16 protein-coding genes are annotated in these 18,212 nt (G+C 61.4%); 5 read left to right on the plus strand and 11 right to left on the minus strand.

What is annotated here, in order from left to right; translation table 11 throughout:
* Nucleotides 1-21: 21 nt before the first annotated feature.
* Genes LQ954_RS15575 through LQ954_RS15610 form a run of 8 tightly spaced genes read right to left on the minus strand, consistent with a single transcriptional unit; the run spans nt 22 to nt 7,558 of the window.
* Nucleotides 22-954 (minus strand): glycosyltransferase family 2 protein, encoded by a 933-nt coding sequence (locus tag LQ954_RS15575; protein WP_231023974.1) that lies wholly within the window; start codon nt 952-954, stop codon nt 22-24.
* The gene (locus tag LQ954_RS15580; protein ID WP_231023975.1) at nt 954-1,967 is read right to left on the minus strand and encodes an EpsG family protein; all 1,014 of its coding nucleotides are present in this window, start codon (nt 1,965-1,967) and stop codon (nt 954-956) included. Before LQ954_RS15580 ends, LQ954_RS15575 begins: the two co-directional genes overlap by 1 nt.
* Nucleotides 1,964-2,989, minus strand: a complete 1,026-nt coding sequence (locus tag LQ954_RS15585; RefSeq protein ID WP_231023976.1) for a glycosyltransferase family 2 protein — start codon at nt 2,987-2,989, stop codon at nt 1,964-1,966. Before LQ954_RS15585 ends, LQ954_RS15580 begins: the two co-directional genes overlap by 4 nt.
* Entirely contained in the window at nt 2,989-4,260 is a 1,272-nt protein-coding gene (locus LQ954_RS15590) for an O-antigen translocase (protein ID WP_231023977.1), read from the minus strand. The genes LQ954_RS15585 and LQ954_RS15590 overlap by 1 nt, the downstream gene beginning before the upstream one ends.
* Before the next feature lie 10 nt (nt 4,261-4,270).
* Nucleotides 4,271-5,368: a DegT/DnrJ/EryC1/StrS family aminotransferase gene (locus LQ954_RS15595; protein WP_231023979.1), complete on the minus strand. Its 1,098-nt coding sequence runs from the start codon at nt 5,366-5,368 to the stop codon at nt 4,271-4,273.
* Nucleotides 5,365-5,799 carry a sugar 3,4-ketoisomerase gene (locus LQ954_RS15600; protein ID WP_227772980.1) on the minus strand — a complete coding sequence of 145 codons (435 nt, stop codon included), beginning with the start codon at nt 5,797-5,799 and terminating at the stop codon, nt 5,365-5,367. The genes LQ954_RS15595 and LQ954_RS15600 overlap by 4 nt, the downstream gene beginning before the upstream one ends.
* On the minus strand, nt 5,796-6,293 hold the full coding sequence (locus LQ954_RS16290; protein ID WP_321576575.1) for an N-acetyltransferase: 498 nt from the start codon (nt 6,291-6,293) through the stop codon (nt 5,796-5,798). The genes LQ954_RS15600 and LQ954_RS16290 overlap by 4 nt, the downstream gene beginning before the upstream one ends.
* On the minus strand, nt 6,290-7,558 hold the full coding sequence (locus LQ954_RS15610) for a sugar transferase (RefSeq protein WP_227772981.1): 1,269 nt from the start codon (nt 7,556-7,558) through the stop codon (nt 6,290-6,292). The genes LQ954_RS16290 and LQ954_RS15610 overlap by 4 nt, the downstream gene beginning before the upstream one ends.
* 210 nt (nt 7,559-7,768) lie before the next feature.
* On the opposite strand from LQ954_RS15610, the gene LQ954_RS15615 reads away from it, so the two are divergent.
* The 4 genes from LQ954_RS15615 to LQ954_RS15630 all read left to right on the plus strand — a co-directional run bounded on the left by LQ954_RS15615 (nt 7,769) and on the right by LQ954_RS15630 (nt 13,402).
* Nucleotides 7,769-9,184, plus strand: a complete 1,416-nt coding sequence (locus tag LQ954_RS15615) for an O-antigen ligase family protein (RefSeq protein ID WP_231023980.1) — start codon at nt 7,769-7,771, stop codon at nt 9,182-9,184.
* A 136-nt stretch (nt 9,185-9,320) separates the two neighbouring features.
* Nucleotides 9,321-9,941, plus strand: a complete 621-nt coding sequence (locus tag LQ954_RS15620; protein ID WP_231023981.1) for a polysaccharide biosynthesis/export family protein — start codon at nt 9,321-9,323, stop codon at nt 9,939-9,941.
* 15 nt (nt 9,942-9,956) lie between these two features.
* The gene (locus tag LQ954_RS15625) at nt 9,957-12,167 is read left to right on the plus strand and encodes a GumC family protein (protein ID WP_231023982.1); all 2,211 of its coding nucleotides are present in this window, start codon (nt 9,957-9,959) and stop codon (nt 12,165-12,167) included.
* A 5-nt stretch (nt 12,168-12,172) separates the two neighbouring features.
* Nucleotides 12,173-13,402 carry a hypothetical protein gene (locus tag LQ954_RS15630; RefSeq protein ID WP_231023983.1) on the plus strand — a complete coding sequence of 410 codons (1,230 nt, stop codon included), beginning with the start codon at nt 12,173-12,175 and terminating at the stop codon, nt 13,400-13,402.
* Nucleotides 13,403-14,249: 847 nt separating this feature from the next.
* On the opposite strand, the gene LQ954_RS15635 is transcribed toward LQ954_RS15630, so the two are convergent.
* From LQ954_RS15635 to LQ954_RS15645, 3 genes are read right to left on the minus strand one after another with little or no spacing between them, the layout of a single operon-like run.
* On the minus strand, nt 14,250-14,534 hold the full coding sequence (locus LQ954_RS15635; RefSeq protein ID WP_231023984.1) for a hypothetical protein: 285 nt from the start codon (nt 14,532-14,534) through the stop codon (nt 14,250-14,252).
* Nucleotides 14,515-14,757, minus strand: coding sequence for a conjugal transfer protein TraD (locus tag LQ954_RS15640; protein WP_231023986.1), 243 nt, complete (start codon nt 14,755-14,757; stop codon nt 14,515-14,517). Before LQ954_RS15640 ends, LQ954_RS15635 begins: the two co-directional genes overlap by 20 nt.
* Nucleotides 14,758-14,773: 16 nt before the next feature.
* Nucleotides 14,774-15,100, minus strand: a complete 327-nt coding sequence (locus LQ954_RS15645; RefSeq protein WP_231023987.1) for a conjugal transfer protein TraD — start codon at nt 15,098-15,100, stop codon at nt 14,774-14,776.
* 170 nt (nt 15,101-15,270) lie between these two features.
* On the opposite strand from LQ954_RS15645, the gene traA reads away from it, so the two are divergent.
* Nucleotides 15,271-18,186, plus strand: a complete 2,916-nt coding sequence (gene traA / locus LQ954_RS15650; protein WP_231024032.1) for a Ti-type conjugative transfer relaxase TraA — start codon at nt 15,271-15,273, stop codon at nt 18,184-18,186.
* Nucleotides 18,187-18,212 lie beyond the last annotated feature (26 nt).

The raw sequence follows: 18,212 nt of genomic DNA on the forward strand, positions 1-18,212 counted from the left end.
GGGGAGGGAGCTGTTCCCTTGTCAGCGGCTGGTGTTCTGCCCGCCGGCCACCGCGGATTTAGCCAACATCACATAGGCATGCAGTACATTTCCGGCGTCAGCCAGCGAGCCCCGCAGACCTGCCTGAGCGAGCCGGGTAAATGGCTCCAGCCCCAAAGTTATTGCCGCAGTCATCAAGAACCCGGGTGTCGAGAAATGCTCGCGCGCATACTGCAGCCGGCTACGTAGCGAATAGAAAAGCCGCTTCGCCTTCACGTTCTCAGACGTTCCCCCGCCGTAATGATATGCCGTTGTGTCGGCGATGTAATACGTAGCCGCGCCGCGCTTACGTGCCCGCAGGGCGAAATCGACCTCCTCGAAATAGACGAAATATCGCTCATCAAAGCCCGAAAGCTCATTGAAGAGGCTTCGCCGTACGAAGAAGAAAGCGCCGATAACCTGATCCACGGGGCGGCTGTGCGTGTGGTCGAAGTCCCGCATGAAATGCGGCGTGAACACGCGCGGAAAACGCCCGCCCAGACCAAGGGCCTGCCCCAGATAAGTTGAAGGATCGGTAAAGTTCGCGCAATGACGTTCGATATTACCGTGCTTGCCGATCAACTTGATTCCACAGATGCCGTATTGCTGGCCTTCTGATGACTCCATGAAGGAGATAGCCTTCGCAACGGAATTCTCGATCAACCGTGCATCTGGATTAAGGAACAAGATATAGGGAGATTGGCAGCGCGAGGCACCCACATTGCACGCTTTGGCAAAGCCCAGATTTTCATTAGCCAACACGATGTCGCATGCTGCTGCGAGGTGCTGCGGAAGTTGAGCCGAATTGTCGGAGGATCCATTGTCGACCACGACAACCTTTCCAACGCCATCGCGATGATCGAGGATCGACTGGATACACTCACGAAGCATTGAGCCGGAATTCCAGTTCACAATTACAATGTCAGCAGTCGGCATCACCCGAGCGTTCCTTCCGAAACGGCGCGATAGGTAATCCATGCGCCGTTCAATAGTAGAACGCCGCGAACCACCAACACCTGGGTATCAACAGGCAATCTGAAACCGGCAAATACTACCGATAGCATCATTATTTCACTCGTCCTGAGCGCAACGACCGGAGATTCCCGAAAAGCTATCAGAAAGGCAAAGCCAAACAGGGTCAGAAGCATGAAGGGAAATGTGTATTCGTCCCTGTTTTGAAAATTGAAAAGCATCATTGCTATCAATGAAAAAGCAAAAAGTATATTTGCTACCGAAAATATGTTTAATGCTTCGCTGGCGGCAATGTTATCTATATAGTTATAGATAAGCGGATTTATTTCGGAGAAAGTGCTGCTGATCCAGCTTCCCGCTGCTGTTGAAAGGACGATCAGGATCAGCGCGCTTGCTGGCACCGCTGCCAACGTGATCTTCCTTGGCATTAAGACCACCGCCGCGCCAAGCGATATCAATGCGATGGCACTGGAGTGAAATGATACCGAAAGCAGGGCCAGCAGGGCTGCATAAACCCATTTTCGCTCCATCAAGAGATGAAGAGCGAGGAATCCAAAACTTATCGCAACAGCAGCCCGAATCTGAGTATATTCATGAATTGAATAGAAAAGAAGAAGATAAGCAACCGCCGCAAGAGGTGGATTCTCAAGATACCTTTCAAATAAATAAAACTTTACGGACAGAGCTACAAACGACAAGAATGTGTAGAATGTCGCGAAGCTCAAACCGAGGGGAACGGCAAAGAACCATGCCGTCAGCTCATAGCCGATTTCAAATCGCGTATTACCGAAAAGGAAGGTAGGCGATATTATATTGTAGGCGACAATATAATGCTCGTAATCCTTTCCCCAGCCCAGCCAACGATTGCCCGCAGCAATACTCGCGACCAGGCAAATTATGGCTAGAAAGACGATGCGGACTAGAGGCGTTTGTGCGCGCTGAACCTCCGCTTCGATGGGGGCATGGGCGGCGATCATCTGGTTTTCACGGTCCTGAAGCGATTGGTCAGCCGGCTGGTTCGCGACCATGCAGAACGCGCAACGCGGCGAGGAACCAGAGTCGCAACCTCCCAACTGGGCTTGGCGACGATCGCGCGCGTGATGTGGGCTGCCGCTTTTAGTAGCCGGCGCTCAAAGAGATGCACCAATCCGATATCGGCGTAAATCCTGGCTATGGCATCGGCGCGGTAACGCGGTTCGATCACCCGGTCCGCGACCTCAAGACACAGCGACAATTGTCGATCGGCATCATTGTGTGCTCCACCCGGGTGGAGCCGGTAGCGGCACAAGGAGATGTCAGGAACGAAGATCATGGAGACATTCTGTCGTAGCGCAAGCGCTGCAACCTGAATGAAGGTAGGCCAGTCATCGAGCCGCACGTTTGCTGTCCACGGGTGCGCATCACGCAACATGTCGGTTGCAAACACGGTTGATTGAAGCAGCAGCGGCTTGGGATAGGAAATGCTGAGCTGGCGCAGGCGGTCTCCTGGGTTCGCTGCAATCAAGCGGGAATGTGCATCGCCATATACCGGTTCGCCGTCGCGCCCCTCGAGATAGGTGGCCTGGCAGATCCAGCATATGTCGTCGTTACCCTGCACCTCCAGCCGCGCAACCACCGCGGCTAGGCCCTGCGGCTCGTAATAATCGTCGGAAGCGATGAACGCGACGAAGCGGGTGTCCGTCAGCGCCAGGCCGCTGGCCAGGGAATCCCGCAGCCCGGCGTTGCGCTTGGCATAAATGCGCACGTGCAGCGCCGGATCGAACGGATAGGAGGCGACGAAATCCATCGTCCCGTCCGGCGATCCATCGTCGATGAAGATCACGGCCAGGCGATCGCACGCCTGCGATGCCTCGATCGCGGCGAATGCCTCCGGCAGATAGCGGCAATGATTGTACGATCCGATCACGATCGTCAGCAGGCGATCATCACCTGCCGTGCCCGTTTCGCGCAGCAGTTCGAGCGGAGCGGCCCCTGCCGGCAAAGGAACCTGACCCACCATCAGGCGCGGCCGGGCACTGGCCGCGTCTCGGGAGAGCGGACTAGGATCAGATACCACATTGCCACCATGTACACGGCATAGTTCGCCAGATGCGCCATCGCCACACCTTCAAAGCCGAAAAGCCGTGTTAGCAGCGCCGCGCTGGCCCAGAAGGACACGGCGAACAGCAGCTCGGTGACGATGAACAGGCGGGTCATGCCGCGGCCCAGCATCACGAATGACAAAACCCAGCTGGAAATCTTCACCACGTCCCCGGCCATCTGCCAGCTGAACAGAACCTCCATCGGGGCGAAATCGCCGGTGAACAGAATGGCGATGACCAGATCACGCAACAGGTATAAAGTCAGCGAAACCACCGTCACCGCCGGCACCACGATGCGATAGGTGCCCAGAATCTCGCGACGCAGCTCGGCAGGATCCCGGATTTCCGACAGGCGCGGCAGATAATATAGCGACAGCGTTACCGTGACGAAGGTGAGATAGATGGTGCTGATACGCCACATCGCATCCCAGTAACCGGCGTAATCCCAGCCGAACTGGGCGGCGAGATCGTTACGCACCGCCACCTGGCTAAGCGGGGCGGCGATCGCGCTGGCGGCCGCCATGGCGACGAACCCTCCCAGCGCGCGCAGATGCCGGCGATCGATCCGGCCGACCAAATAGCGCAGCCGGAACCACGCCGTGCGCGCCACCTGATGGAACGTGACGAAAAACACCAGCGCCTGATTGATGCTGAGCGCCACCAGCGTACCGTACAGGCCATACCAATAAGCCAGCGCTCCCGTCACGGCGAGCCCGATGAATGAGCCCGCGATATTGCTGACGACGTAGCGTTTCACTTCCTTCTTGCCGTTCAGCAGCGCCAGCAGAAGGGCATTCAGGCTGATGAAGACAAGGCCGGCCGCCAGCCACAGGAAGATGCTGGCCAAGGCCGGATCGTGCAGCAGTTCGCGCGCCAGGAAGTCGCGCGCCAGCACGATGGCGACCGCACTGATGAGTGAGGCGATCAGCGTTACGGTGCCGGCCGTCTGCCATAATCGCCGCTGCGATGCTTCGTCGTCGAAAAGTTCGGCAGTATATTTGACAACGCCGGTATTGGTCGCCCCGGTCGCGAAGGTGACGATCATGCCAACCAGGTTCTGGAACTGCCCGATGATCGCATAGCCGGACGGACCGACGTAGATCGCCAGGATCTTGTTCAGCAGCAGCGCTGTGCCCATGCGCACGGCCACGGCGATGCCGTTCCAGAAGCTGGTCCGAATAAGGCTCAAACGAAGCGCCTCAGAAGAAACGTCGGATCGCGTCGATGACCTGATCGACCTCATCGTCGGTCAGCATGGGGCCGATGGGCAGGCTCAACACCTCACGATGCAGCCGCTCGCTGATCGGGAAGGTGCCTTCGCCAAGGCCAAGCGCGGCATAAGCGGGCTGCAGGTGCGGCGCGACCGGATAATGGATCATGGTTGCGATCCCCTGTTCGCGCAGATGCGCCGCCAACGCATCGCGCGCCGGATGCTGCACGACATACAGGTGCCACACCGGCTCGGCCCATTCCGGCACCGACGGTAGGATCAGATCCAGCCCCTGCAGCCCGGCGCTGTAGCGGACCGCGATCGCGCGGCGCCGTTCGTTCTCCGTATCTAGATGCGGCAGCTTGGCGCGCAGAAACGCGGCCTGCATCTCATCGAGGCGGCTGTTATAGCCGATCACCTCATGATGATATTTGCGGCTGGAGCCATAATTGCGCAGCCGGCCGATTGCGTCGGCCATTGCCGTATCGGCAGTCACCGCACCGCCATCGCCAAGCGCGCCCAGGTTCTTGCCCGGATAGAAGCTCCAGGTGACGATCGCGCCTTCGTCGCTGCCGATGCGTCGGCCCTTGTACCGGGCGCCATGCGCCTGCGCCGCATCCTCGATCAGCGCCAGATCGTGGCGTGTGGCAATGGCGCGCAACGGATCGAGATCGGCCGGCTGACCGTACAGATGGACGGCGATGATGGCCCGTGTGCGCGGCGTGATGGCCGCTTCCACCAAGTCGGGATCGATGTTGCAGGTGGCCGGATCAGGCTCCACGCCGATCGGCACCGCGCCGACATGGCTGACGGCCAGCCAGGTCGCAATATAGGTGTTGCTGGGAACGATGACCTCGTCCCCCGGCCCGATGCCGAGCGCGCGCAACGCCAGTGAAATGGCATCCAGGCCGTTGGCGACGCCGACTGCGGCCGGCGCATCGCAATAAGCGGCGAATTCGCGTTCGAAGCTGGCGACCTCCTCGCCCAGAATGAACCAGCCGCTGTCGATGACCCGCGCCGCTGCGGCCAGCAAATCGTCCCGCCGGGCCCGTGCGCCAGCGCCCAGATCAAGAAACTCGACCATCATTGACCATCATAATGGAGGGATGCCCGACGCGCGGCGAGATAGGCGTCGTAATCGCGAAAATAATCGTCTTCCTCATAGGTGTTCGAGGCAAGGACAAGGCAGACGGAGCCAGAGGAAAAATTTTCTAGATCGCGCCAGATCATCGGGCACACATACAATGCCTGATAGGGCCGGTTCAGGTGGAAGGTTTTGCGTGTGATGCCGTCGTCGAGGACCACGTCAAAACTGCCTGACACCGAAATGATGAACTGGTGCAGCGCCTTATGGGCGTGAGAGCCGCGCTCCGCACCGCCCGGTACATCGTACAGATAATAGATGCGCTGAATGCCGAACGGAACGTGACGCCCGCCTTCCACGAACGTCAGGTTGCCGCGGATATCCTGGATCTTGGGCAGATCGGTGATCCGACACAGGTCAAGCAATGGGGTCATATGGTGGTTTCGTCCCGCCGTTTGCTGGAGGAGACAATGGTCGCCGGATTGCCGACCACCGTTGCGCCTGGCGGAACGCTGCGCGTTACTACCGCCCCCGCCCCGACCATCGCCCCGGCGCCGATTTCGATCCCCGGAAGGATTGTGGCATTGGCGCCGACCGATGCGCCCGCCCGCACGACCGTGTCCAGAAAGGGGGTCGAATAATCTTTCGACCGCGGACGCAGATCGTTGGTGAACGTCGCGTTGGGACCGATGAAGACCCCGTCCTCGATCGTGATCCCGCTCCACAACTGGACGCCGGATTTCACCGTCACGTCGTTACCGATCCTAACGCCGCCCTCGATCAGGCAATGCGAGCAGATGTTGCAGCCGGCGCCGATCTCCGCGCCGTCGAGTATGACGCAAAACTGCCAGATCCTGGTGCCATCCCCAATCCTGCTGGTCTGGATGTCGGACATGGGGTGAATGAAGGGCCCGGGCAGACTGGTCATTTCGATCCGTGTCCAGTGATCATGGTGCGGATAGTCTTCACGACGATCAGCATGTCGATCCAGGGAGAATAATGTTTGATGTAATAGAAGTCGTAGTGGAGCTTGTTGCGCACTTCATCCACCTCGGCGACATGGCCCTGGCAGACCTGTGCCCAGCCCGCGATGCCCGGCCGGATGATGTGACGATACCGATAGAAGGGGATTTCCTGCTCGTACCAGCGTGACAGGACGGCTGCCTCCGGACGCGGGCCAATGAAGCTCATCTCGCCCTTCAGGACGTTGAAGAGCTGCGGCAATTCATCCAATCGGCTCTTGCGCAAAAATCTGCCCAAGGGGGTGATCCGGCTGTCCCCGCTTTGCGTGATCGCCGCTTCACGTACATCGCGCGTTGGATCAACCGCCGCCGTCATGGTGCGAAACTTGTAAACCCGGAACGGTTGCCCCCGCGAGCCGATGCGTTCCTGTACGAACAGCGCGGGCCCGGCCGATGTGACCTTCACCAGAAGGGCAATCAACAGCATCAGAGGCAGCAGCAAAATGCCAAGAACCGCCGCCGCTATCCAATCGATGGCGTGCTTCACTACCCGATAGGCCGGCCGCGGCGTCAACGATCCAAAACTGTTTTCGGACAGATGCTCCAGCTCCACCCTGCCGGTCAGGGATTCCATCAGGTGCTTGCTGTGCAGAACCGGGAGCTGGGCGAGGGCATAATCGGCAAGCCTGGTTTCCCATGCATCCGGCAAGTCACCGCGCAGGTCCACTGCTACCGCATCAATGCCGTCAATGGGCTCATCGGGAGAGTGAAGCAGGTGCCAGTCGACGTTCTCGATTTCCATCAACGTCTGGATATTGCCGATCGGGATCAACCCGATCCGTAGCCGCCGCCGTTGGGAGGTCGTCAGGACGAACAGCATCCAGATGAAGCCGAATACCAATCCCGCTACCAGGCTAACGCGATTGTACTGGATCCGGGACAAAATGAAGATGCCAAGCAAGGTACCGTAAGCCAGGCCAAACGACGGCAGCAGGGAGGACGCCGCTTCTTGCCCGGGATAGGTGGCGATATGCCGGGTCAGCCAGATGGCCACCACTGTGGCGGCGACAACGCCAATGAGCGTGTAAAGATGTATAGCGTAATCGTTCGGCGGCAGGCCCAGCGCCATGCGTGTCAGGTAAGGAAGAACACCGGCGATAAGGATGCCACCGCCCACTTGGAACCAGAAACTTTCCCAGTGCGAGGCATGACGAAGTTGCAGATTACCCACTAAGGCGCTCTCGATCCGGTTTCAGTGTCTGTGCAAGAGGCTGGATATCTTCCGCGTCTGCTCTGTCGGCCTTGTGAAGTCCGCCGTGGCCGATAGACGCCGGCCTTTCTCATTGCAACAAGCTGACCTGCCTCGTCGGCCGCGATGCCGTTGTTCGCGGATGAACGCAGTTTCGTTGGCGCCGCTGATCGCCTAAGCGCGAGGGCGATCATGAGCACGCAATCTCACTCTCGTCCGCTTTCCCGGCCAAGTCTGCCCCTTGTGCTGCTTGCCGGGTTGCTGGTCATCTTGTGGCTTGCAGGGGGCGCGTCCAGGGACAGCGCAGCGGGGCAGGTCATTGTGCGTGGCGCCGCCTGGGCCGCGTTGATCATGGGTCTGTTGTTGTGTCGCCCGGCCTTTTCCGCGGCGCGTCCGGTCTGGCTGTTGCTGGGCAGCATGGTTGCACTGGCGCTGCTTCAGCTCGTGCCCTTGCCGCCGGATGTGTGGCAGGCGCTCCCAGGCCGCGAACCGTTTGTGGAAGCCATGGACATCACGGGGCAGGCTCAGCCTTGGCGGCCTTGGGCGATCGTCCCGGGTGGCGCGCGCAATGCTGCTGAGTCCCTGATCGTGCCGGTAACAACCTTGTATCTGGCAACAGCATTGAACAGGACAGAGCGCCGCTGGTTGATGCCGGTGCTGCTGAGCCTGATCGGCGCGTCCATGCTGGTCGGACTACTGCAATTTTCAGGCGTGGTGTTGAACAACCCGTTCATCAACGATACTGCTGGTGAGGTTAGTGGCAGCTTCGCCAATCGCAACCATTTCGCTTTGTTCATGGCGTTCGGTTGTCTCATCGCACCAATCTGGGCATTTTCCCACGGGCATGGCTGGAACTGGCGGATTGCGGTTGCCTGTGGCCTCGTCCCCTTGTTTGTTCTGACGATATTGGCGACCGGCTCGCGCGCGGGACTGTTGCTGGGTGTCAGTGCTCTGGGAATTGGCCTGCTGCTCGCACGGGATGGGCTAAAGGCCCTGTTCGACAAGGCGGCACGGTGGGTATTGCCGGCCATCATCGCCGGGGTTGTCGCCATGCTGGCGGTGCTGGTGTTGCTGAGCATCGTGGCTGATCGCGCGATTGCGATCAGCCGGATTGTGGAAATGGATCCCGGGCAAGACATGCGCAGCCGCGGCTTGCCGACGGTGATCGAGATGATCGGAACGTATTTTCCGGTCGGATCGGGATTGGGCGGCTTTGACCCATTGTTCCGCATGCATGAGCCGTTTGGTCTTTTGAAGCCGACCTATTTCAATCACGCGCACAATGACTTCCTGGAAATCCTGCTTGATGCCGGTGTGCCAGGCTTGCTGCTGCTGCTCGCGGCCGTAGGATGGTGGGGCTGGGCTAGCTTGCGTGCCTGGCGCGGCCCTGCCAGGCGTGCGGGCGGTCTGGCACGACTGGGATCTGCCATGATCTTCCTTGTGCTGGTCGCGAGTGTCGTGGATTACCCCGCGCGTACGCCGATGATCATGGCAGTTTTGGCGATGGCCGCCGTCTGGCTGGCAACAGGTCCAGACGAGGAGCGCGACCGCATAGGAAACGCGGCCGATTATCCGTCAAGGAGGTCGGCTTTACCGCGCAAAAGGTAACACCTATAGCGCACAAACCCATTCTGGTCGGGATCCATTCAAACGCATGCGTAATCTTTGTGCCGTCCTGTTGCTGGCCGTAGCTTTGTCCGCCTGCGCAGGGCGGGAGCCGTTACGATCGTCGTCCCAGCTAACGGTGATAGAGAATGAAGCAACGCTGCCTCCTCCGGACCGCAATGATCTGACCGCCGGGGATCGCCCATCGCTGATCGGGCCGTTGGATACGATCCAGGTGGACGTGTTTAACGTTCCCGAATTAAGCCGCGAAATGCAGGTTGATGCGAGCGGGCGGATCTCCATGCCGCTTATCGGAACGATCGATGCGCGCGGCAAAACAGCAGGTGAGTTGGCTGAGGCTGTGGAAAGCGCCTTGCGGGGCCGCTACGTTCGCAACCCCGATGTTACAGTCAATATCAAGAGTTCGGTCAGCCAGGTTGTGGCGATCGACGGACAGGTGATTGAACCGGGATTATACCCGGTGACGAACCAAATGACTCTGCTGCGTGCCATCGCGTCGGCGAAGGGATTGGCGGAATTCGCCAAGCAGGATGACGTGGTGATCCTACGAACTGTTAATGGTCGTAAGATGGCCGGGCTTTACAATATCGATGCGATCCGCCGCGGAGTTTATGACGATCCGGCTATCTTTGCCAATGACGTGGTAGTGGTCGGTGATTCACCACAGCGTCGTCTCTTCCGTGATTTCGTGTCGCTCGCGCCGCTGCTTGCCGCGCCGCTTATCGCGATCGTGCAATAAGGTTCGTCGTCGATAATGAAGATGCTTTCCTCTCAGACGCTCGGCGGGAATGTCTCAGCGAGTCCGGTGGCTGGACCAGCCACGTTGACCGACGAGACGATGCCACTGCTGCGGCAGTATCTGCGTATTGCGATGCGGCGCCGCTATGCGATCATCGCTGCCGTCGTCGGGTGCGTGCTGCTGGGGTTGATCATCACCTTGCTGATGACCCCCAAGTACACTGCGACTTCAACCATCGAAATTTCGAGAGAATCTGACAAGGTCACTAATTTTCAAGGCGTTGAACGCGAAGCGAGTGTCGCCGACCAGGAATTCTACCAGACGCAATATGGCCTGTTGCAATCACGCTCGCTTTCGGAGCGTGTGGCCGCGCAACTGCGGCTGATCGACGATCCCGAGTTCTTCGAATTGTTCGGTGTTTCGCAGGACAAACCAGCATTCCAGCAGACCAACGGCCGCTATCCCGCCAGCGGACGGGCTGCGCGTCAGCGAGTGGCTGGCGAGGTGCTGCTGAAAAATTTGAGTATTGATCCGACACGTCTGTCGCGTCTTGTGGATATCCGCTTCACCAGCCCGGACGCGGACTTCTCCGCCCGCGTTGCCAACGCCTGGGCAGAGAATTTCATCAAGACCAATTTGGAGCGCAAGATCCAGGCGACGTCGTATGGCCGCGATCTGCTTCAGCGTCAGCTCGCCGAATACAAGAACCGGCTAGACCAGTCACAGCGTCAGCTTGTCGCCTACGCCTCGGCGCAACAGATCATCAACTTGCCTTCGCAAACCAGCGGGGACAATCGTGCGACCTCGGAAAGGTCGATCGTTGCCGATGATCTGGCGGCATTGAACGCTGCGCTCTCACAGGCGACAGCGGACCGGATTCAAGCCGAAGCCCGCTATCAGCAGGTCGGTCGCTCCGGTGCCTCCACCGAGGCGCTGCGTAATGTGGCAATCAACAACCTGCGGCAGCGTCGAGCTGAGTTGGCGGCGGAATATCAGCAGCTGATGACCCGCTTCGAGCCAGGCTATCCCGCAGCCCAGGCGATCCAGTCGCAAATCAATCAACTCGATCGCTCGATCGCGCGCGAGGAAGGGCGCGTCACGAATTCACTCCAGGCGGATTACCGCGAGGCCGTGGAGCGGGAGCGCGCGCTTCAGGCGAAAGTGAATCAGCTCAAGTCGAGCTTCCTTGATCTGCGCCGGCGCTCGATCCAGTATAACATCTACCAGCAGGAGGTGGACACCAATCGCGCCCTGTATGACGGGCTGCTCCAGCGGTTCAAGGAAATCGGTGTGGCAGGTGGCGTGGGAGTAAACAACGTTGCGGTTGTCGACCCTGCGGATGTACCTCAACGGCCGTCCAGCCCACGCCTGCTCATCAACCTTGCCGCCTCGATCCTGGCAGGCTTGGTACTAGGCGCAGCTATTGCGCTTGCTCTGGAGCAGATCGACGAAGCGATTGCCGATCCGGCAGAAGTCGAGCGCCGGCTTGGCCTGCCGCTGCTCGGGTCGGTGCCCAAGGTGGAGGGAGCAACGCCCAAGGAAGCGTTGCTGGATCGCAAGTCAGAGCTGGTCGATGCCTATCTGGCGGTGCAGACCAACCTTGCTTTCACCACGCAGCACGGTGTGCCCCGCTCGTTTGCCGTGACATCCACACGACCGGCAGAGGGTAAGTCCACCACTGCGCTGGCATTGGCCACGACATTGGCCCGTGCGCATCGCCGGGTCATCCTGGTCGATGGCGATATGCGGTCGCCCTCGGTGCATCATCTGGGTGGCGTTGATCACGATCGGGGGCTTAGCAACTTCTTGTCGGGACAAGACGACATCTCATCGCTGACGTTCGAGATGCGCGAGCTTGGGCTGACTGCGATGTCAGCTGGACCGATCCCGCCTAACGCGGCCGAATTGCTCACGGGCAATCGTTTGTCGCTCCTGATCGAGCGCTTGCTTGAAACCTATGACCATGTCGTGATCGACTCTCCCCCGGTCATGGGGCTTGCCGATGCGCCGCTGATTGCGAGCCGCGTCGAAGGTGTGATCTATGCCGTGGAATCGCATGGGATTCGAGCAACGCTGGTCAAGACCGCACTTGGCCGTCTTGCCAGCGCCAATGCCCGGATCGTCGGGGGCGTGTTAACGAAATTCGAGCCGCGTAAGGCGAACTATGGTTATGGCTATGAATATGGCTATGGCTATGGGCGTGATCGCCGCGCGGATGCGGCCTGACGTTGATGATGGGGCGTGTCTTGCTGGCGCGGCGCACGCCGGTTGAATGGGCTGTCAGGGTTGTTCTTGTAACGGTGGCGGCATTGCTGGGCTATTTCAGCCTGACGCATAGCATGGCTCTGGCGGTAAGAAACGGTGCGCAGGCGAGGGGCCACCAACTCGCGCCGCAGGATGGTCGGATCACAGCCGCCGCCGCGGCAAAGGAGCTTGCCGATCATTCGGCCTCGCCCACGCAAGGCGCGGCACGACAGCTTGCACTAAAGGCGCTGCGGCAGGACGCCACTGCGGTTAAAGCGGTGATCACCCTTGGCCTTCAGGCACAATCGCGCAACGATACAGCACAAGCGCGCCGCTTGTTCGCCTATGCACAGCGGCTTTCGCGGCGCGAGTTGCAGACCCAGTTGTGGCTGATCGTGGACGAGGCTTCGCGCAACAACGTGCCTGGGGCGCTGCACCAATATGATATCGCACTGCGCACATCAAAGAGCGCGCCTGATGTGCTGTTTCCTACCTTGGCAAGTGCCATAGCCGATCCGGCGGTGCGCACCAGCACGGTTGCCACGTTGGCACGCAAGCCGATCTGGGGAGCGCCCTTTATTGTCTTTGTGGCGAACAGCGGCGATAATCCGCTTGCCGTTGCGGATCTGCTGTTACGTACCGCCCGGCGCGGTGTGCGCGTGCCGGATGAACCGAGCGCAGTGATCATTAACCGGCTGATCCATGCCGATGCGGCAGACGCAGCGTGGCGCTATTATACGGCGATCCGTCCTGGAGCGAAGCGTGAGGTGTCGCGCGATCCCAACTTTGCCGCCGTTTTCGAACGCCCTACGGCCTTTGATTGGACGGCGGTGAACGAAAATAACATTTCGGCATCACTGCAATCGTCACCCGAAGGTGGCGCGTTGACCTTCTCGGTTGCGCCGGGTGCAGGCGGCGTACTGGTCCAGCAGACGCAAATGCTGCCGTCGGGAACATACCGGCTGCACGGCAAGGGAAGCGAGATTGAACAGCCGCAACAATCGCTGCCCTACTGGGTGCTGAATTGTCGGAACGGTGCCGAACTCGGCCGGGTCGCGGTGCCTAATTCGGCCGATAAGGGGGGGGTGTTCACCGGGCAGTTTACCGTGCCGCCGAATTGTCCGGTACAGACGCTGGCGTTGATCGCCCGGCCTTCGGATGAGATCACGGGATTGTCCGGGCAAATCGTGCAGGCTCGTCTGGAGCCAATAAAGTGAGCGGGAGTGTTTGGCAGCCTGTCCTCTTGGCTGTGGCGTTCATTACCTCTTCGGTGCCTAGCGCTGCCCAAGATCAAAATAGCACGCGTGGCGATAATCCGGATGCAGGGGCCGGCACGGTGGGGCAACGACAGACGCGCGAGAGCAGTAAAGCCAATATTGATCCGATAGCACGGATCAATAACCGTGTTTCGAATCGCGTGCAGAGCCGCATTCGAAGTCGGATCGACCGTTATTACGATCCATCCACCAATGCCGCCTCACCGTTTGAAGTGGCTGGTGACCAAGTACGTAAGACGCCGCGAGGCGGCCGCTGATCGTTTTGATTGCCAAGCCTTGATGTACCGGCCGATGCATCAGCGGGCGTCCGATGTGGCGATTTCGCTTTCCGCCGGACCTGCAAAAAACACTGATGAGAACGGAACACCGCCATCCGCGGCAGCTGTATGGTATGACTGCAGAAGTAGCTACAGCTAGGATCACCACTCAAGCTCGTTAGTATGATAATGTCCTTTATCGAACAAACGGTTCGTGGGCCTGTCGGCTGTCCGCGAGCAGTAGTGGCCTTTCTACAGCTACAGGGCCGCCCTCGATCTAATTCGGAACTGAGAGCGTGTCCGGCGGCATGCGCATGATTTCGTCGGGCGTGGCGAGCCGCCGTAGCGGGACATGGGGACTGACGCTTTCCGAGGGGCCGGTGCGATTACCGCCTCAACCAGTGCTACGAGACGTGCTGACGGTATCGTATTCCACCTTCATGTCCCCGATCGCCCCGTCGCATAGGCCGCGATGACGATCGCGAGCCGCTAACTGATCGGCCGCGGGCCGTTGATGAACGGACCAGCCATCAGCAGGCCTGTTCCAGCGGCGTAATCGCGAGCGCCAGATCGGCATCGGGATGGTCAAGCAGCTTGAGGATGATTTGTGTGGCGAGGGTTGGCGGTACTGCCTCGTCGCGCAGCATATCGAACAGCGCCTCGTCCTCCGCGCTTAGCGCCATGCCCTCGATCGCGAGGTTGGCGCGCGATTCAGCATCGGCTTCGCGCCACTCCGCCACGTCAGCCAACGTGCCGCGTTCGAAATCCAGCGAGCGGACTTCCCGGCGGATTGCCTCAATATCCAGGACCGCCATCGCCTTTCTCCATCGCTTCGCTTTCCGTGTCGAACGCACGTTTGCCGCGTCGCTTCCAGAGCGCGAGCGTGTCGCCGGCGTCGTCACCGCGAGCGCGGCCGACCAGCTCCAGCAGCGCGCCGAAGATCGTGGCGCGATCGTCGTCGGCGAGTTCGACCAGGCCGGCTTTCTGGACGAGGCCGCCCAGCTCGATCAGGTGGCGGGTGCGTTCGCGGCGTTGCACGACCCAGGCCCGCGTATCAGCTCGACGCCGAGCCGCTTCCAGACGCTGGATCAGTGCCCGGTTGCGCGTTCCCGCCGTCGCTGTTGACGCCAGCAGTCCGGCCACCTTTGCGCCCGCGCCTCTGAAAGAAAACGGAGCCCTGCGCGCGCCACGCCTCCTTCGCTTCCGCATCCTTCGATGTAACGGCATCGAGCAGCACGCCGGCGAGCGTTTCCATGTCGAGCGTGTCGGCGCCGGTGGCTGTGACGAGCTGGCCGAGCTGTTCAATGCGGCGCGCCTTGATCGCCTTGGCGCGGCTCTCCAGTGCCTTCAGCTCCGCGTCATAGTCGCGCACCTTGCGCATGGTGCTCTTTCCTTTCCGCGTCAGGTTCACTGCAGACTAGCAAACAGGAGCAGGCAGGCAACCGATAATGGAAACGTGCGGCAGTCAATCAGAAGAAGCAGAGCGAATGATGAGTGCGCGCTTATACGTCGTTGCCGACGTGCGCTAAAAAGTGCATCATGGCGGTCGCGATGGCGATCTATCATTTCAGCGCCAAGGTCATCAGCCGCGCGAAGGGCTCCTGCGCCGTCGCGTCCGCCGCCTATCGCTCGGCATCCGAGCTGTACGACGCACGGCTTGGACGCAGCCACGACTTCTCGAACAAGGCGGGCGTCATCCACTCCGAAGTGCTGTTGCCGAAGGACGCACCGGAGCGGCTGTTGGATCGAACGACGCTGTGGAACGAGGTGGAGGCAGGCGAGAAGCGCAAGGACGCGCAACTGGCGCGTGAGGTGGAGTTCTCAATCCCGCGCGAGATGAACGAGAAGCAGGGCGTAAGCCTCGCTCGTGATTTCGTGGAGAAGGAGTTCGTGAAGCGCGGGATGGTCGCGGACCTCAACGTGCATTGGGACAAGGGGAAGGACGGTAGTCCGAAGCCGCACGCGCATGTCATGCTGGCGATGCGCGAAGTGGGGCCGGAGGGGTTCGGCAAGAAGGTCCGGGACTGGAACTCGACCGAGCTGTTGCAGGGCTGGCGCGAGGCGTGGGCGGCCCACGTCAACGAGCGCATGTCGGAGTTGGGACTGGAGGGACGGATCGATCATCGCTCCTATGCCGACCAGGGCATTCAGCTTGAGCCGCAGCACAAGATCGGGCCGATGGGAACGCGGCGTCTGGAGGAAAACGAGCCGCACCGGCGCGCCGACGATCATCTCCGGATCGCGCGCGAGAACGGCGATAAGATCGTCGCGGACCCGAACGTCGCGCTCGATGCGATCACGCGGCAGCAGGCCACCTTCACCACCCGCGACCTGGCCGTGTTCGCGTTCCGCCATTCGGACGGCAAGGAGCAGTTCGACCGGGTGATGGCGGCGGTGCGCGCCAGTCCCGAGCTGGTGGCGCTGGGCAAGGACGGACGCGACCAGGAGCGGTTTACCTCCCGCGAGATGATCGCGACCGAAGCGCGGCTTGAGCGCGCCGGTGACGAGCTGGCGCGTGGTGCCGGGCACGGCGTGTCCGTGTCCCATCGCGCCAGGGCGCTGGAGGCGGCGGAAGGGCGCGGCCTGGTGCTGTCGAGCGAGCAGCGCGACGCCTTCAACCATATCACCGAGGGGCAAGGGCTGGCGTCGGTCATCGGCTATGCCGGCACCGGCAAGTCAGCGATGCTAGGCGTGGCGCGCGAGGCGTGGGAGCGCGAGGGCTATCAGGTGCGCGGTGCGGCCTTGTCCGGTATCGCGGCTGAGAACCTTGAGGGCGGATCGGGCATCCAGTCCCGCACCATCGCCAGCCTTGAACATGCCTGGGCGCAGGGCCGCGACCAGCTTTCCCGCAACGACGTGCTGGTGGTGGACGAGGCGGGCATGATCGGCACCCGCCAAATGGAGCGGGTGCTGTCCCATGCTCGTGACGCTGGCGCCAAGGTGGTGCTGGTGGGTGACCCCGAGCAGCTTCAGGCGATCGAGGCAGGCGCGGCGTTCCGGTCGCTCGCCGAGCGGCACGGCGCGGCCGAGATCGCCGAGGTTCGCCGGCAGCGGGACGACTGGCAGAAGGAGGCAACGCGGGCGCTGGCGACCGGCAGGACCGCCGGGGCGCTGCACGCCTATGAGAGCCGGGGCATGGTGCAGGCGGCTGACACGCGTGAGGCGGCGCGAGGCGAGCTGGTCGATGGGTGGGATCGCCAGCGTGCACGCGAGCCGGACAAGAGCCGGATCATCCTCACCCACACCAATGCCGAGGTGCGCGCGCTCAACGAGGAGGCGCGCGGACGGATGCGCGCATCGGGCGGGCTGGGTGAGGACGTGGGCGTCACCGTCGATCGGGGCGCGCGCGAGTTCGCATCGGGCGACCGGATCATGTTCCTGCGCAACGAGCGTTCGTTGGGCGTGAAGAACGGCACGCTGGGCACGCTGGAGCAGGTCAGCGAGAGCCGGATGGCGGTGCGACTCGATAGCGGCAATCGCGTCGCGTTCGACCTCAAGGACTATGCCTATGTCGATCATGGCTATGCCGCGACCATCCATAAATCGCAGGGCGTGACGGTCGATCGGGCGCATGTGCTGGCGACGCCGGGGATGGACCGGCACGGAGCCTATGTCGCCTTGTCGCGGCATCGTGAGGGCATGCAGCTCCACTATGGCCGCGACGACTTCACGGATCAGCGCCAGCTCGCCCGCATTCTGTCACGTGACCGCGCCAAGGACATGGCTGGCGACTATGCCGTGCCGTCCGACGAGGACCGGGCGCGTAACTTCGCCGAGCGGCGGGAGATACGCTGGCCCGAGCGCGCTCGGGAGATCGCCGCCAAGGTTCGCGACAAGGCGCGGGGCATGTTCGATGGCTTCCGGCCCAGGCCAGCGCCGGAGAATGCGTCCGCGCTGGAACGGGAGCCCGCGACCGCCGGCAGGCCCGACCAGGACAAGGCGATCGAACGCTATGCGCGGGCCACGGCCGATATAGGCCGGATGCGCGCCAAGGGCCTGCCCGTGCTGCCCCATCAGGAGAGCGCGTTGCGCAAGGCCGGCGAGGGGCTGGACGCGAGCCGGCCCCATGCCGCGCGCGACCTCGCTTCCGCGCTCCGGCGCGATCCGAAGCTCATCGAGCAGGCGGCCGGCGGCAACACCGGCGGAGCGGCGCGCGCGATGGCCGAGGAGCAGCGCGTGCGGCTCGACCCGGAGGCGCGGGCGGGCCGTTTCGTGGAAGCGTGGAAGGCGATGCAGCGCGATCGTGCCGCCTTGGAGCGGGCCGGCGACCGCGCCGGCGCGGAGCGGCTGCGCGGCAACATGGCGAAGGTCGCGGGCGCGATCGGGCGCGATCCGCAGCTGGAATCCGCGCTGCGCCGCCGCGCGCCCGAGCTGGCGCTGAAACTGGAGAAGGACCGCGCGGTCGGTGACGCGCTGGCGAGATCGCTGGGACCGGATCGCGAGCGTGACCGGGGACTGAGCCGATAGAGTGCGTGCTTTCGGGTGCGTGAGGG

The sequence above is a fragment of the Sphingomonas sp. IC-11 genome (genome assembly GCF_021043365.1).
Taxonomy (GTDB): domain Bacteria; phylum Pseudomonadota; class Alphaproteobacteria; order Sphingomonadales; family Sphingomonadaceae; genus Sphingomonas.